This window comes from Candidatus Dormiibacterota bacterium (genome assembly GCA_035635555.1).
Lineage (GTDB): Bacteria > Acidobacteriota > Polarisedimenticolia > Gp22-AA2 > Gp22-AA2 > Gp22-AA3.
Genome location: DASQAT010000029.1, coordinates 42,173 through 57,810 on the forward strand (window position 1 = coordinate 42,173; position 15,638 = coordinate 57,810).

Genomic DNA, 15,638 nt, shown 5'->3' on the forward strand with positions numbered 1-15,638 from the left:
CACCGAACAGCAAGGGCGGAGATGGCTCACAAGAAAAATCTTCTTTCGGGCCAGAGGATTTATCCCGATCCCATCCGCGGCGGCATGACCGTCGATCGGCTGATCGACGACACCTTCCTCGCCTACAACGGCGGACGTCTGCAGAAGGCCTGCCGTCTGTTGACGGAGAAGATGCTCCAGGAGGACGTCACCGTCGGGCTGAGCCTCTCCGGCGCCCTGACGCCGGCCGGCGTCGGACGGTCGTGCATCATCCCGCTCATCCAGTCGGGATTCGTCGACTGGATCGCGTCGACGGGCGCGAACCTCTACCACGACACGCACTACGGGCTCGGCATGTCGCTGCACCGGGGCTCGCACGAGGTGGATGACACGCTCCTGCGGCGCGAGGGCGTCATCCGCATCTACGACGTCCTGTTCGACTACAACGTCCTGCTCGACACCGACAACTACCTGCGCGCCGTCATGGCGGAGAAGGCCTTCGACAAGGAGATGGGGACCGCCGAGCTGCACTACCTGCTCGGGAAGTACCTGGCGGCCCGTGAGAAGGAGATCGGTGTCGTGGACACCTGCGTCCTCACGGTGGCGTACCGCGCCGGAGTCCCGTGCTACGTGTCGTCGCCCGGCGACTCCTCGATCGGCATGAACGTCGCCGAGCTGGCCATGCGGGGCGTCGGTCCGCGCATCGACGTGTCGCGGGACGTCAACGAGACCGCCGGCATCGTCTACGCGGCCAAGCAGCGGGAGGGCAAGAGCGGCGTGCTCATGCTGGGCGGCGGCTCCCCCAAGAATTTCGTCCTGCAGACCGAGCCGCAGATCCAGGAAATCCTCGGTCTCGCGGACCGCGGCCACGACTACTACATCCAGGTCACCGACGCCCGGCCGGACACCGGCGGCCTGTCGGGGGCGACCCCCGCGGAGGCGGTCTCCTGGGGAAAGGTCGACCCGGACAAGCTCACCGACTCGGTGGTGGTGTACGCCGACAGCACGATCGCCGTCCCGCTCATCGTCGCGTACGCCGTGTCGCGGGCCAAGCCGCGCCGGCTGAAGAGACTCTACGATCGACGCGACGACCTGGTCGAAAGGCTCAAGAAGGACTTCCTCGTCGAGCACGAGAGGCGCACGCGCGAGACGGTGAAGGCCCAGCAGGGCCGCTGACCGGCCCCGGCACCTCCGCGTCGACCACCCCCCCGTTCCAGTCCTGGAACCGACCTGGATCGAAGGGAGACAGATCCATGCCGGGATCCTGGTCCGCGAGCAGTCGCGCGACGAGACGCGCGGTGACCGGCGCGAGCAGGATTCCATTGCGCAGGTGTCCGCAGGCGTGCAGGAGACCCGGGGCGGCCCGGCCGATGGCGGGAAGGCCGTCGGGAAGAGCGGGCCTCAGACCGGCCCAGGCAGAATGGAACGGCGCCGTCGCGAGCCCGGGGACGAGGGCCAGGGCGCCGGCGCTGAGGTCCCTGAGAGCCGCTCCCGTCACGGACTTGTCGAAGCCCGCATCCTCCATCGTGCTGCCCGCCAGAACGCGCCCGTCGCGTCGCGGCACGAGATAGCAGTCGGGGCCGAAGATCGGGAAGACGGGAGCGGCGGCGGGACCGAGACAGACGATCTGGCCACGGACCGGGCGCAACGGCAGCGGGGGATCGATCCCGGCGATCTCCGCCGACCATGCGCCGGCGGCGATCACGACGGCGCCGGCGCGCGCACGCCCGCCGCCGATGCCCACCCCGACCACGCGGCCCTCTTCCACCAGGAGCCTGTCGGCGCGCGCATCCTCCTGCAGGCGGACCCCGAGACGCGAAGCCGAAAGCCTGAGACCCTCGACCAGGACGACGTTGTCCACCGACAGGTCGCGCGGCAGGTACAGCGCCTCGCACCAGTCGGGATGGAGCGCCGGCTCCATGCGGCGCAGCGCCTCGCCGCCGATCCGCTCCGCGGGCAGACCGAGCGCCCGCTGGAAGGCGAAGCGTCGGTCCAGCTCCTCCGTCTCCCGGCCGGAGCGCGCGGCGACGAGAGTGCCGCGGCGCCACAGAGCGGGGTCCAGACCGCTCTCCTCCTCGACACCGGCCGCGAACTCGGGGAAGAGATCGCGGCTCGCGAGGCCAAGGGTGAAGAGAGGACCCGCGCGGTCCGCCTCGGCCTGCGGGCTGAGAAGCCCGGCCGCCGCGCCGCTGGCCTCTCCGCCGATCTTTCCCCGATCCAGGAGGCGCACGCGCAGGCCCAGGAGCGCCGCCTCGCGCGCGATCGAGAGACCGATGATCCCGCCGCCCACGACGAGGACGTCGTCGATCCGTTCCTGATCCATGTGAGAGGCAGTCTATCGCCCGCTCGCAGGTGCGTCAACGCGAGCACCGGGGCTGACCGAGCTATCCCGAGTCGGCGCGGCGGGCCTGCCGCCGGGTCGCGCCTCATGTCACTCGCGCGGGGTACTCAAGCCTTGCTCACGCGCATGGCGCGGCTCAAAATCGGCGCGACCCGGCGGCAGGCCCGCCGCTCCCCATCCGGATCCCAGTGCTTCGCGGTGCTCACTTCGTGCACCCGCGGTCGTGCGAGTAGTCCTTTACGGGACGGTGAGGTCATCGTCAGCCCTGCGAGGCGGGCCGGAGCGCGCGGCAGGGGCGTGGCGATTTTGAGCCGCGCCATGCGCGCGACCGGGGCACCGCGTGCGCCGCGCGAGCGAACATGAGCCACGCCCCTGCCGCGCGCCCCGGCCCGCCTGCGTGGAGGCGAAGATGCGGTCGTCCGGGAAGTGATTGACTTCGCGGGAATCGGTTCCTAGAATCGGGACCCCCTGCGTGGGAACCGGAGGAGTGGTGCTGGACAGGCGGGCGCTCGCGATCCTTTTCCTGACGCTCTTCCTGCTGATGCTGGGCGTGGGGATCATCATCCCCAACATCGTCTACCAGGCCGAGGCCAGCCACGCCACCGTGCCCCAGGCGACCTTTCTCTTCACCCTGTACTCCCTGATGCAGTTCCTGTTCGCGCCCGTGTGGGGACACCTCTCGGATCGCCTGGGGCGCAAGCCGATCCTGGTCGCCGGCCTGCTCGGGAACGCCGTCGGTCTGGCGCTGTTCGGGATCTCGTCCCGGCTGACGCTGCTGTACGTCGCGCGCGCTCTCTCGGGACTCATGTCGTCCGCGGCGCTGCCGACGGCCATGGCCTACGTCGCCGACGTCACGGACGAAAAGAGCCGCGGGCGCGGTATGGGTCTGATGGGAGCGGCCATGGGGCTGGGCTTCATATTCGGTCCCGGAATCGGCGGGTCGCTGTCTCGCTTCGGACACGGGGTCCCGTTTCTGGCGGCGTCGGGACTGAACCTCGTGACCTGCGTCCTCGCCGCGCTGCTTCTGCGCGAGAGTCTGGGGACGAGGCCGCGTCCGGCCGAGGGAGAGGACGTGGCCGCGATTCATCCGACGGAGGCGCCGGTCTCGTCGGAGGTGCCGTCGCCCGAGCCGCCGGTCATCCCCCGACCGTGGAGGGCCGTGGCGAGCCCGCTCCTGACGTTCTACCTCGTGGCCTTCTTCGTCACCTTCTCCATGGCCTCCCTCGAATCGATCTTTCCCTGGTTCATCCAGGATCGCTTCGGCTTCGGCGCGGGCGACATGGGCCTCATGTTCCTGTTCATGGGGATCGCCGTCTTCCTGGTGCAGGGGTTCCTCCTCGGTCGCTGGATCGCCGCCTTCGGGGAGGAGAACGTCCTGGTGAGCGGGCTCCTGATCAACGCGCTCGGATTCCTCTTGGTGATCGCCGCGAACGGCCGCGTTGCGCTCACCGCGGCGCTGGTCGTCGGCGGCGTGGGGAACCAGATCATGCGGCCGACCAACGCCTCCCTGATCAGCAAGAGAACGAAACGCGGTCAGGGGGCCGCGATCGGGATCATGGATTCGTTCGACTCGGCCGGCAGGATCCTCGGACCGATGGCCGCCGGGGCGCTGTACGGTCCCGGCCGCACCTACCCGTACATCGCGTCCGCGGCGATCATGGCCACGGTCGGTGCGGCGCTCTGGGCGAGGAAGACGGTGCGGCAGCGCGCGGCGGGCGGGGAGACCGCCGGGGGGGTCACTTCTTCGGACGCCCCTTGACCACGTGCTGGTCGAGCGGCTTCAGATCGTTCACGACGACGCGCCGCACCAGGTGGTCCTGCACCAGGAAGAAGGTCTGGATGCCTCCGTCCTCGTTCTTGTACTGGTACATCTTGGGCGCCGCAGAGGATTCGACCGGGGGACGCTTGCGCAGGGCGCCTCGCGCCTCCTGCCCGAGCACTTCGAACGGCTGTCCGTAGGCCTCCAGAAGATCGTTGACCGTGGATCCCTTGCCGATCCCCTTGCCGGTCCGGTAGGGCGTCTCGGCCATGCCATCGTACACTCCGTCCAGATTGAAGCCGATCGAGGCCAGCTTCAGCTCTCCGGGGTTCCCCACGGCGATGCACGAGATCCCCGCCTCGGCGATCCGTACGTTCGTCGCGTCGTCCTGGCCCGAGAAGGGGTGCACCTTGGCGCCGGGGAATTTCTTGATCAGCTCGTCGAGGGGCTGGCCGATGTAGACGAGGTCGCGGATGCCCACGTGCAGCTCGATCGGCGGCTTCGTGCCCGCGCCGGTGTCCTTCTTGCCGGGCGGGGGTGGCGCGCCGAAGACAGGGTGGAACAGCGCCAGAAGAAGGAGGAGCATGGCCGTCTGCCGGTCCTGGCGTGGTCGCACCGGGGGTCTCTCCGGAAAAGGGCCGCCCCGCCGCGATTCGCCGGAGGTGCGGCCCCGCATGAGGCGCGAATTATAGCACGCTGCCCGATGCCACCGGGCGCGGGGTCGGAGGGGGAGTCGAGGTAGAATGAGGGTCCTTCGGCGAGAGGTCGGCATGGAGGACGAGGTCCCGGCGAGAAGCCGCGAGTCGATCGTCCAGGAGGCATTCGCGCGGCAGGCCCGCGACTTCGCCCGGAGCCCCCTGCAGACCGATCCCCGGCGCCTGCGGCGGCTGATCGAGTTCACCGGAGCGCGAGCGGGGGAGCGCGCGCTCGACGTGGCGTGCGGACCCGGCATCGTCATGGCGGCGCTCCAGCGGGCGGGCCTTCTGGCGGTGGGCATCGACCTGACGCTGGCGATGCTCCGGGAGGCCGCGTCGAGGGGAGGGCGCTTCGTGCAGGGAGATACCGGCCGGCTGCCGTTCCGGGAGTCGACCTTCGAGGTGGTGGTCTGCCGCAACTCGCTGCATCACGTCAGCGACCCGTCGGGTGCCATCCGTGAGATGGCCCGGGTCCTGCGTGCGGGCGGTCACCTCGTGGTGGAGGACATGCGCGCGCCCGACGACGAGTCGAAGCGCACCTACCACGAGACCATCGAGAGTCTGCGCGACGTGTCGCACGCGCGCACGCTCACGCGCGGCGATCTCAGATCGATGGCGGCGGCGGCAGGTCTCGTGGACTTCGAGGAGCTCCCGATCACGCTGGTCATCGATTTCGACGAGTGGGTCGACCGGGCATACCCGCCACCCGATCGCCGGGAGCGGGCGCGTCTCATGCTCGAGGCGTGTGTCGAACGGGACCTGTGCGGTCTGAGGGTGTGGAAGGAAGGGGACCGGTTGAAGTTCGAGAGGCAGAGCCTCCTGTTCAAGGGGGCGCGGACGGCATGACCGACGATTTCGTCCACGATGACGGAGCGGGACCCTACACGCACTGCCCGCGTTGCGGCGGCCGGCTCGAGAGGCGGGTTGTCTTCAGCCACGACCCGCCCCGGCTGGTGTGCGCCGCGTGCCGGTTCGTCTTCTACCTGGATCCCAAGGTCGCCGTAGGGACGATCTGCCGGGCGGACGGGAAGATCGTGATGCTGCGCCGCGCCATCGAGCCGTCCTACGGCAGGTGGGTGTTCCCCGGCGGCTACGTCGATCGAGGCGAGTCGCTGGAGGAGGCGGCGCTGCGCGAGGCGAGGGAGGAGATCGGTGCGGTGATCCGCCTGACGCGTCTCGTCAACGTCTACTCGTACACCGGAAGGCCGGTGATCGTCGTGGTCTACGACGCCGACATCGTGGGGGGCGAGATCCGCGGCGGGGTGGAGGCGCTGGAGGTGCGCGCCTTCGATCCCGGGGGCATTCCCTGGGACGATCTGGCCTTCCGGAGCACGCGCGAGGCCCTCCAGGAATGCCTGCGCACCGGCATCGCGCCCGGCTCATTCGAACATCAACAGAGGAGGGGCTGATGCTTCTGGAAGGACGGGTGGCGGTGGTGACCGGAGGCGGCCGCGGCATCGGGCGGAGCATCGCCGAGCTGTTCTACAAGGAGGGGGCGAGGGTCGCCGTCGCCTCGCGCAACACCAAGGCCCTCCAGTCGTTCACGATGGAGCTGAACTCGGGGGACCACCGCATCGTGCCGTTCCGCTGCGACGTCACGGACAGGGACGAGGTGGAGGTCATGATCGGCAACGTCGTGGAGGTGTGGGACCGGATCGACATCCTGGTCAACAACGCCGGCGCCTCCGGGATGACGCCTATCGCAGCGGGCGACGCGCCGGGACAGGACGAGAAGGTCGACGCGAAGTGGCTGGAGATCCTCTCCACCAACCTCACCGGTCTTCATTACTGCACGCGCGAGGCGTTGCGCCACATGCCCTCGGGGGGCAGCGGCCGCGTCCTCAACCTGTCGTCGGTCCTCGGCAAGTTCGGGGTGCCCGGGTACACCGCCTACTGCGCCAGCAAGCACGGCGTCGTCGGCTACACGAGGGCCCTCGCCCTCGAGGTCGCCCCGCGGAAGATCACGGTCAACGCGCTCTGCCCCGGCTGGGTCGACACGGAGATGTCGCGGGCCGGGATCGAGGAAGGGGCCTTGCGGGACGGCATCGCGCCGGCGGAGTTCCGCGCGCGCGCGGAGCAGCGGGTTCCTCTCGGCCGCTTCATCACGCCGCAGGAGGTGGCGCGCCTGGCCCTGTTCCTGGCCTCCGACACCGGCGCCGGGATCACGGGGCAGGCGATCAACATCGACGGCGGGGCCGCGATGTGGTGAGCCGGGCGGCGAAGGCCGAGGGGTACGCGCTGGCGGTCCCGGTCGACGTGCGCTTCCGGGACATGGACAGCATGGGTCACGTGAACAACGCGGTGTACTTCACCTATTTCGAGAACGCCCGCATCGCCTACTGGCGCGCCGTTCCGGGGATTCGATCGCGCCGCAACCTGGACTATATCCTGGCGCGGGCCGAGTGCGACTTCCGCAGTCCCACCACGAACGAGGACGACCTCTGCTGCCACGTGCGCGTCGCGTGGTTCGGACGGTCCTCGTTCGCATTCGAGTACCTCCTGCGCGACGAGCGGTCGGGGCGGAACGTGGCGGAGGGACGCACCGTGCAGGTGATGTACGACTACGCGGTCCGCCGGAGCCGCCCCCTCGACCCCGATCTGAAGGCGGCGATCGAGCAGTTCGAGGGACGGAGCGTCCCGTCCCGGTCTTGAGCGGCCGCGCGCCCGCGCGGCGATCGAGGGAGGTGCGCGTGGCCAAGGGAAGCGTGGCGGTTCTCGTGGAGAACGACTATCAGGACATGGAAGTGTGGGTGCCGCTGTACCGCCTGCGCGAGGAGGGCTATCGGGCGGTCGTGGTCGGGCCCCAGGCGAAGGAGTATGTCTCCAAGCACGGCTATCCGATCCGCGCCGAAGTCGCGGCGGCGGACGCGAAAGGCGACGACTTCATCGGCGTCGTCGTGCCGGGTGGCTGGGCTCCCGACCGCCTGCGCCAGGACGAGGCGGTCCTGGCGCTCGTGCGCCGGCTGAACGAGAAGACGAGGATGGTCGCGGCGATCTGCCACGCCGGATGGGTCCTGGCCTCCGCCGGCATCGTCAGGGGACGGCGTCTGACCTGCTACGCGGCGATCCGCGACGATCTGCGGCACGCCGGCGCCGAGGTGGTCGATCAGGAGGTGGTGCGGGACGGGAACCTGATCACCTCCAGGAAACCGGACGATCTCCCGGCCTTCTGCCGCGAGATCGTGAAGGCCCTCCGGGAAGTCTGAGCGCGCCGCCTTGGGACCCGGTGACAGCCGGCTGCGCATCGGCGCCTCCTCCTGGAGCGCCCCGTCGTGGGAAGGCGTGTTCTACCCGCCCGGCACGCCTCCTTCCGATTACCTGGCCCACTACGCCTCGCGCTACGACACCGTCGAGGTGGACGCCACGTTCTACGGCATCCCCGGCGAGAGGATGGTCGACGCCTGGCGCGAGCGCACGCCGGCGGGGTTCGTGTTCGCCGCCAAGTTCCCGCAGATCATCACGCACGAGAAGCTCCTCGACGGATGCGCCGGGGAAACCCTCGCCTTCGTGCGCGTGATGGATCGGCTGGGCGACAAGCTCGGCCCGCTGCTCCTGCAATTCCGCTATTTCCGCAAGGAGGAGTTCCCCGATCCGAACCCCTTCATCGATCGGCTGGAGCGCTTCCTCCCTTCGCTGCCGCGCGGCCGGCGGTACGCCGTCGAGGTGCGGAACAAGACGTTCGTGACCGCCCGGTTCCTCGACGTCCTGCGACTCAACGGCGCGGCGCTGGCCCTCATCGACCATCCGTGGTTCTTCGGAGTCGATCAGGTCCTGAAGAAGAAGGGGAACGTCCTGACGGCCGATTTCACCTACGTCCGCTGGCTCGGAGACCGCAAGGAGATCGAGGCGAGGACGACGCGCCGGGACAGGTTGGTCGTGGACCGCCGGCGCGACCTGCGACGCTGGATCCCGGCGCTCCGCGGCCTCCTCGGTCGCGGGACGACGGTCTACGGCTACTTCAACAACCACTACGCGGGATACGCCGTGGGATCGATCGAGATGTTCCGGGAGATGTGGCAGGAGGCCTCGTCGACGGGGACCGGCTCCGCGTGAAACGACGCCCCGCGCGACGGGGGCGCGGCATCGGCTCCGCGCCCCCGTCGGGATCGGGCCGCGTCCCGTCCTACAGCGGTCTCTTCATCAGATAGAAGTCGAGCTTCTTGAAGTTCGAGGCCAGGCGCTGCTCGACCTCCTTCTCGGTCTTGGGGGGCGGAACGATCACCTCGTCCCCCGGTTTCCAGTTGACCGGGCAGGCCACGGAGTTCTGGTCCACGGTCTGCAGCGCGTCCAGGATGCGCACCATCTCGTCCACGTTCCTTCCGACGTTGAGCGGATAGTAGACGAGAGCCCGCACCACGCGCTTCGGGTCGATGAAAAACACGGCGCGCACCGTCGCCGTGGCGGACGCTCCCGGATGGATCATTCCGTACTTCACGGCCACCGCCGCGTTGTTGTCGGCGATCATCGGGTAGGGGATCAGGACGTCGAAGATCTGCTTGAGGTTCTGCCGCCACGCGAGGTGGCTGTGGATCGAGTCGATCGACAGGCCGATGAGCCGCGTCTTGCGCTTCTCGAACTCGGCGTTGCGCCGCGCCAGCTCCGTCAGCTCCGTGGAGCAGACGGGGGTGAAGTCGGCAGGATGGCTGAACAGCACCACCCACTGTCCGTCCTGCCACTTCGACAAGGTGAGCTCGCCCTGCGTGGTGATCGCGGTGAAATCGGGGGCGACGTCGCCGATCCTCGGGATCGACCCGGCTTCCGGTGCGGGTACCGCCGCTCCGGTCGTCTGCGTCCCTGGCTGGGGCATCGTGGACATGCGGTGTCTCCATTCCGGCCGGCGGAAGAAACGCCCCGGGGAGGTCCGGGATGCCGGCTCCCGCGGCCACGTTCGTTCGTGCGTTGAGAAGAGTCTACAGTCTAGCGATCGACGCTCGGACGGTCAAGCGGCCGGGTTGAGGATCGGAGCGCCGGATCATCGGGTGCGGCGCGCCCCGGGTCTGCGCCGCGCGGGTCGCGTGCGGGCCGACAGCGCACCTATTCCGGCGGTCGCGGCGTCCCGGTCCTGCTGGGTCGTGCCGCTGCTGCAGCCGATGCCGCCGACGATGCGGCCGTCCACGAAGATCGGCAGCCCGCCGCCCACGATCATGAACCGGCCCTGGTTGCCGATGTTGATGCCGAACGCCGGCCGGCCCGGAGCCGCCATCTCGGCGTACTCGTGGGTGGCCCGGCGCGCGCAGGCCGCGGTCCAGGCTTTCGAGACCGCGATGTCGATGCTGCTGAGCTTGGCGCCGTCCATCCGGTTGAACGCCAGCAGGTGGCCCGCGTCGTCGACCACCGCGATGTCCATGGGCACACCGATGGCCGCGGCCCGGCGCGCCGCCGCCGCCAGGATGAGGCGGGCCCCCTGGAGCGTGAGGCGCGGACTGTTCCGGGTGACGAACTCGGGCTTGGCCATACCCCCCCCGCGCCGCGTCCCTCGCTTCCTGATCCTGTTCAGGGGGCAGCGGCCAGAATTTTGACGGGCAGTATAGCCCAGGACTGCGATCGGATCGCCTCCCACCGGCGGACGCCGGGGGTGTCGCGACCGCAACCCCTCGGAGATCCGACGTTTCCGCTCCCCCCGTGCGTTGCGGGTCCCGGAGCGCGAACATATATTTCGAGCCGCCAGCCGGGAGCTTCGAGCCCGGCACGGGGACGGCGCGCGCTGTCGTTGGCGGTCGGCGTCTGTCTCCCTGGAGAGATCATGAGGCCTCAGGCGGCACGCCGCCGTCCCGGACCCATCCGCGCGCCCGGCCGAGCCGCCGCCTGTCTCGTCCTGTGCGCCGCCCTCATCGGAGCCCCGCGGGCCCAGAACACCCCGCCCGCGAATTTCGAGCACGAAGTCAAGGCGAGCTTCGTCTACACCGTCGCCAAGTTCGTCGACTGGCCTCCCGAGGCCTTCGTCGACCCGGCCGCCCCCTTCGTCTTCGTGGTCCTCGGAGACGATCAATTCGAGGATTCGCTGGTCCACACCGTGGCCGGCAAGACCGTGAGCGGCCACCCGGTCGAGGTCGTCGGCGTGAAGGACGCGAAAGACCTGGTCGCGTGTCACGTGCTTTACCTCGGGCGCTCCGAGGCCCCCAATGTGGACGACGTGCTGAAGCGATTGCACGGCGCCAGCGTCCTGACCGTCTCCGACTTCGACCATTTCGCCCAGAGCGGCGGCGTGATGCGGCTCGCGCTGGACGAGAACATGGTCCGCTTCGAGATCAACGTGGATGCCGCCGCGCGGGCCCATCTCCAGATCAGCTCCAAGATCCTGAAGCTGGGGAGACTCGTCCGGGACAGGAAGCACCTGCTGGGGGCGCCGTGATCGCGTTCAAGGACCTTTCGATCAAACGCAAGCTGACGCTCCTGATGATGCTGACCAGCTGCGCGGCGCTGCTTCTGGCCTGCCTCGGATTCATGACGTACGAGCTGGTCACCATGCGGCAGACGATGGCGCAGGAGCTGTCCACCCTCGCGGGAATCATCGCCGACAACAGCACCGCCGCCCTGTCGTTCAAGGATTCCAAGGCGGCGGAGGAGACCCTGGCCACCCTCGGGGCGAAGCAGCAGATCGTCGCCGCCGCGATCTTCGGGCCGGACGACGTCCTGTTCGCGCGTTACCTGCGCCCCGGGGCGGGCGCCGAGGCCATCCCGAGGTCACCCGAAGCCGGCGGGTACCGCTTCGAGTCCCGGCGGCTGCTTCTGTTCGGACCCGTTCTCATGGACAACGAGCGCATCGGCACCGTCTATCTGGTGTCCGACCTCAGCCTCATGGTGCTGCGCATCCAGCGCTACCTCGTCATCGTCCTGGTGGTGATGGCGGCCTCCGGGATCCTGGCGCTCCTTCTGGCGTCCAGGCTGCAGGGGGTCATCTCGGAGCCGATCCTGGACCTCGTCGGAGCGACGCGTCTGGTCGCGATGGAGAAGAACTACGCCGTGCGCGCGCCCCGCCACAGTCGCGACGAAGTGGGGCTCTTGATCGACGGCTTCAACGACATGCTCAGCCAGATCCAGGAGCGCGATCGCGCGCTCGAGGGGGCGCGCGAAGCGCTGGAGCAGAGGGTCCAGGAGCGGACGCGCGAGCTGCAGCAGCAGCTCGCCTACATCCAGCTCCTGCGCACGGTGGCGGAGCTGGCGAACGAGACGACCACCATCGAGGAGCAGCTGCAGGGCTGCCTGAATGCCGTCGGCGGCCTGATCGGATGGCCCGTCGGGCACGTGTACATGCGCTCGCAGGAGGGGCCGGACCAGCTGGTTCCGATGCCGATCTGGCACCTGGAGGACCCGGCGCGGTTCTCCGTGTTTCGTGAGACGACCGAGAGGACGATCCTGAGACGCGGCGAGGGGCTGCCGGGCGCGGTCATGGCGACCGGGGTGCCGGCCTGGGTCAGGGACTTCCCCCTGGAGTCGGACTTTCCCCGGGCGCAGGCGGCGCGGGAGGCCTCGATACGGGCCGGGTTCGCGATCCCGGTCATCGTCGGCGGGGAGGTCGAGGCGGTCCTGGAGTTCTTCACGACCCGGGAGATCGACCGGGACGACAAGCTCCTCCTGGTGATGACCCAGATCGGCACGCAGCTGGGACCGATCATCCAGCGCCGGCGGGCCGAGGTGTCGCTGCGCCGCAGCGAGGAGAAATACCGCTCGCTGGTCGCCAACATTCCGGACGTCACCTGGACCTCCGACTCGAGTGGCCACACGGTGTTCATCAGCCCCAACGTGGAAACGGTGTACGGGTTCACGCCGGAGGAGATCTACGCCGACGCCGGCCTGTGGTTCGCCCGCATCCACCCCGATGACGTCGTCATGGTGAAGGAGGCGTACCGCGGGCTGTTCGAGGCCAACCGGAAGTTCGAGGTCGAGTACCGCATCCGGCGCAAGGACGGCGCCTGGATCTGGCTGTACGACAGGACCCTCGGCACGTACAGGAAAGGGGCGGACACTTACGCCGACGGCAGCTTCACCGACATCACGGCGCGCAAACAGGCCGAGCTGGATCTGCAGAAGGCGAAGGAAGCGGCCGAGCAGGCGAGCCGGGCCAAGAGCGAGTTCCTGGCCAACATGAGCCACGAGATCCGCACGCCGATGAACGGCATCATCGGCATGACCGAGCTCCTCCTCGACGGCCGCATCCGGCCCGAGCAGCGCGAGTACCTGGACATGGTCAAGAGCTCCGCGGACGCCCTCTTGACCCTGATCAACGACATCCTCGACTTCTCGAAGATCGAGGCGGGGCGCTTCGAGATCGAGCCGATCGAGTTCGGTCTGCGCGACTGCCTGGACGACACGATGCGGATCCTCGCGGTGCGCGCCCACGCCAAGGGCCTGGAGCTGGCCTGCCACGTTCTCCCGGAGGTCCCCGACACGGTCGTCGGAGACCCGGGGCGCCTGCGCCAGGTGCTCATCAACCTGGTCGGCAACGCCATCAAGTTCACCGAGCGGGGCGAGGTCGTGGTGCGGGTGGAATCCGACCCCCCCGCGCCGGACCACGTCCAGCTCCGGTTCGCCGTCAGCGACACGGGCATCGGCATACCGAAGGAGAAGCACGAGACGGTCTTCGAGGCCTTCACCCAGGCGGACGGCTCGACCACACGCAAATATGGGGGCACCGGCCTGGGTCTGACCATCTCCTCGCAGCTCGTGGAGCTGATGGGCGGGCGGATCGAGCTGGACAGCGAGGTCAGTCGCGGCAGCACGTTCCGCTTCAGCGGCCGCTTCGGCCTGCAGCTCGGCCGGGCGCCCGCGGCCGCGTCGCAGCTTCCCGTGGAATTGCAGGACCTGCCGGTGCTCGTGGTGGACGACAACGCCACCAACCGCCGCATTCTCGAGGAGATGTTCGAGGCCTGGCGCATGAAACCCGTGACGGTGGACGGCGGAGAGAAGGCCCTGGCGACGCTGCGGGGCGCCGCCCGCCGCGGCCGGCCCTTCCGCCTCGTGGTCCTGGACGCCAACATGCCCGGCATGGACGGCTTCACGGTCGCGGAGCGCATCCACCGCGACCGGGACCTGAAGGGGCTGGATCTGATCATGCTGACCTCGGGGGGGCAGCGGGGCGAAGCGGCGCGCTGCCGGGAGGTCGGGATCTCCGCCTACCTCACGAAGCCCACGCGGCGCTCCGAGCTCCTCGATCTGATCATGACCGTGCTCCACCCCCCGGCGGCGGGGGCGCGACGCAGCCGTCTGATCACCCGTCACACGCTGCGCGAGGAGAAGCGGCGCCTGCGCATCCTTCTGGTCGAGGACAACCCCGTCAACCGCGCGGTGGCGGCGCGCATGCTGGAGCGCCGCGGCCACAAGGTGACGATCGCCCACACCGGACGCGAGGCCCTCGATCTCTCCCGGGCGCGCGCCTTCGAGGTGGCGCTCATGGACCTGCAGATGCCCGAGATGGGCGGCCTGGAGGCGACCGCCGCGATCAGGGAGCGCGAGCGGACGACCGGCAAGCACCTGAAGATCGTGGCCATGACCGCCCACGCCATGAAAGGGGACCGGGAGCGCTGTCTCGCGGCCGGCATGGACGGCTACCTTGCGAAGCCGATCCAGGCCAAGGATCTGTTCGAAGTGTTGGACGGCGTCCTGAGCCAGAAACCTCTGGAAGAAGTCTCTCCCGGAGGCGCCCCGGCGCCGGCCCAGGCACCGGCGTCCAGCCGGCGCGGCGGGGTGATCGATGAGGAGGCGCTGATGGCCCGGCTGGACGGTGACACCGGGCTCCTTGCGGAGGTCGTGGATCTGTTCTTCGAGAGCGCCCCGCGCCTCATGCGGGACCTCAAGAAGGCGCTCGAGGCGCGGGACGCCACGTCCGTCGAGCGCGCGGCTCACACCTTGAAGGGGGCGGTCGCGAACTTCGGAGCGCGGGCCGTCTTCGAGGCGACGATGCGGATGGAGAGACTGGGACACGACGGGGACCTGACAGGGGCGCGCCGGGCCTGGACGCCGCTGGAGAAAGAGATGGGCCGCCTGAAGAAGGCGCTCGCCAGGCTCGCAGAGGAGCATGCGGCATGAAGATCCTGATCGCGGAAGACGACCCTGTTTCACGGCGCGTCCTCGAGGCCACGCTCCTGAAGTGGGGCTACGAGGTCACGACCACCAGCAATGGCACGGAGGCCTGGGCGGGACTCAACGCCCCCGGCGCCCCGAGGCTGGCCATCCTCGACTGGATGATGCCCGAGATCGACGGGGTGGAGATCTGCCGGCGCGCCCGCGGGCTCCCCGATCAGGGCCCCCTGCACCTCATCCTTCTGACGGCGCGCGGCCGCAAGGAGGACGTGATCGCCGGGCTGCAGGCCGGCGCCGACGATTACGTCACCAAGCCCTTCGACCACGAGGAGCTCAAGGCCCGTGTCCAGGTCGGCACGCGCATCGTCGAGCTGCAGACCATGCTCGCGGCCCGGGTCACCGAGCTCGAAGAAGCCCTGACCCGCGTCCGCCAGCTGCGCGGACTGCTCCCGATCTGCTCGTACTGCAAGAAGATTCGCGATGACCAGAACTACTGGCAGCAGGTCGAGCAGTACGTGTCAACGCACACCGACGTGCAGTTCAGCCACGGCATCTGCCCGGACTGCTACCGCAAGGTGGTCGAGCCGCAGCTCGACGACGCCCTGCGGGACCATGGCGCCGTCCGGGAGCCGGTGAAGAAGCGGCGCGGCGGCACGCAGTAGGAAAATGCCCGACAAGCGTGTGGATGGGTGTCCGGATGAGAACGGGAAGGATGGACTCCTGTTCAGGTCCGACCGGACGCCGGTCTTCGGGAGGCGCGGCAGGGGCTCCGGTCAGGCGTTGCTGACGACTTCCTGAGTTTTCTCGCTCCCGGCACGGTTCTTTCTACAGGGAGTCTCCCCGC

At 69.1% G+C, this 15,638-nt stretch carries 15 protein-coding genes; 11 read left to right on the plus strand and 4 right to left on the minus strand.

Features of this window, described 5'->3' with window-relative positions; all coding sequences use genetic code 11:
- Positions 1 to 21: 21 nt before the first annotated feature.
- Positions 22 to 1,155 carry a deoxyhypusine synthase gene (gene speY, locus VEW47_07960; protein HYS05113.1) on the plus strand — a complete coding sequence of 378 codons (1,134 nt, stop codon included), beginning with the start codon at positions 22 to 24 and terminating at the stop codon, positions 1,153 to 1,155.
- Here speY and thiO read toward each other — a convergent pair.
- Positions 1,085 to 2,302, minus strand: a complete 1,218-nt coding sequence (thiO, locus tag VEW47_07965) for a glycine oxidase ThiO (protein HYS05114.1) — start codon at positions 2,300 to 2,302, stop codon at positions 1,085 to 1,087. The two genes, speY and thiO, sit on opposite strands and share 71 nt — an antisense overlap.
- A gap of 508 nt (positions 2,303 to 2,810) precedes the next feature.
- Here thiO and VEW47_07970 point away from each other — a divergent pair.
- Positions 2,811 to 4,079: an MFS transporter gene (locus tag VEW47_07970; GenBank protein HYS05115.1), complete on the plus strand. Its 1,269-nt coding sequence runs from the start codon at positions 2,811 to 2,813 to the stop codon at positions 4,077 to 4,079.
- Here VEW47_07970 and VEW47_07975 read toward each other — a convergent pair.
- Entirely contained in the window at positions 4,057 to 4,695 is a 639-nt protein-coding gene (locus VEW47_07975) for a hypothetical protein (GenBank protein ID HYS05116.1), read from the minus strand. The two genes, VEW47_07970 and VEW47_07975, sit on opposite strands and share 23 nt — an antisense overlap.
- A 127-nt stretch (positions 4,696 to 4,822) precedes the next feature.
- Between VEW47_07975 and VEW47_07980 the strand changes: the two genes are divergently transcribed.
- Genes VEW47_07980 through VEW47_08005 form a run of 6 tightly spaced genes read left to right on the plus strand, consistent with a single transcriptional unit; the run spans position 4,823 to position 8,827 of the window.
- Positions 4,823 to 5,620, plus strand: coding sequence for a class I SAM-dependent methyltransferase (locus tag VEW47_07980; protein HYS05117.1), 798 nt, complete (start codon positions 4,823 to 4,825; stop codon positions 5,618 to 5,620).
- Entirely contained in the window at positions 5,617 to 6,183 is a 567-nt protein-coding gene (locus VEW47_07985) for an NUDIX hydrolase (protein HYS05118.1), read from the plus strand. Before VEW47_07980 ends, VEW47_07985 begins: the two co-directional genes overlap by 4 nt.
- Positions 6,183 to 6,983: an SDR family NAD(P)-dependent oxidoreductase gene (locus VEW47_07990; protein ID HYS05119.1), complete on the plus strand. Its 801-nt coding sequence runs from the start codon at positions 6,183 to 6,185 to the stop codon at positions 6,981 to 6,983. The genes VEW47_07985 and VEW47_07990 overlap by 1 nt, the downstream gene beginning before the upstream one ends.
- Complete coding sequence (locus tag VEW47_07995) at positions 6,980 to 7,426, plus strand: thioesterase family protein (GenBank protein ID HYS05120.1); 447 nt, start codon at positions 6,980 to 6,982, stop codon at positions 7,424 to 7,426. The genes VEW47_07990 and VEW47_07995 overlap by 4 nt, the downstream gene beginning before the upstream one ends.
- 38 nt (positions 7,427 to 7,464) lie before the next feature.
- Complete coding sequence (locus VEW47_08000; GenBank protein ID HYS05121.1) at positions 7,465 to 7,980, plus strand: type 1 glutamine amidotransferase domain-containing protein; 516 nt, start codon at positions 7,465 to 7,467, stop codon at positions 7,978 to 7,980.
- Between the two features lie 10 nt (positions 7,981 to 7,990).
- Complete coding sequence (locus VEW47_08005; GenBank protein ID HYS05122.1) at positions 7,991 to 8,827, plus strand: DUF72 domain-containing protein; 837 nt, start codon at positions 7,991 to 7,993, stop codon at positions 8,825 to 8,827.
- A gap of 70 nt (positions 8,828 to 8,897) precedes the next feature.
- Here the strand turns inward: VEW47_08005 and VEW47_08010 are convergent, their stop codons facing one another.
- Together VEW47_08010 and VEW47_08015 are read right to left on the minus strand one after the other, a co-directional pair.
- The gene (locus tag VEW47_08010; GenBank protein ID HYS05123.1) at positions 8,898 to 9,590 is read right to left on the minus strand and encodes a peroxiredoxin; all 693 of its coding nucleotides are present in this window, start codon (positions 9,588 to 9,590) and stop codon (positions 8,898 to 8,900) included.
- Between the two features lie 156 nt (positions 9,591 to 9,746).
- Positions 9,747 to 10,229: a heme-binding protein gene (locus tag VEW47_08015; protein HYS05124.1), complete on the minus strand. Its 483-nt coding sequence runs from the start codon at positions 10,227 to 10,229 to the stop codon at positions 9,747 to 9,749.
- Between the two features lie 288 nt (positions 10,230 to 10,517).
- Here VEW47_08015 and VEW47_08020 point away from each other — a divergent pair, with 288 nt between their 5' ends.
- Genes VEW47_08020 through VEW47_08030 form a run of 3 tightly spaced genes read left to right on the plus strand, consistent with a single transcriptional unit; the run spans position 10,518 to position 15,456 of the window.
- The gene (locus tag VEW47_08020) at positions 10,518 to 11,126 is read left to right on the plus strand and encodes a YfiR family protein (protein ID HYS05125.1); all 609 of its coding nucleotides are present in this window, start codon (positions 10,518 to 10,520) and stop codon (positions 11,124 to 11,126) included.
- Complete coding sequence (locus VEW47_08025; protein HYS05126.1) at positions 11,123 to 14,800, plus strand: response regulator; 3,678 nt, start codon at positions 11,123 to 11,125, stop codon at positions 14,798 to 14,800. The genes VEW47_08020 and VEW47_08025 overlap by 4 nt, the downstream gene beginning before the upstream one ends.
- Positions 14,797 to 15,456, plus strand: coding sequence for a response regulator transcription factor (locus VEW47_08030; protein HYS05127.1), 660 nt, complete (start codon positions 14,797 to 14,799; stop codon positions 15,454 to 15,456). Before VEW47_08025 ends, VEW47_08030 begins: the two co-directional genes overlap by 4 nt.
- The last annotated feature ends 182 nt before the right edge of the window (positions 15,457 to 15,638 follow it).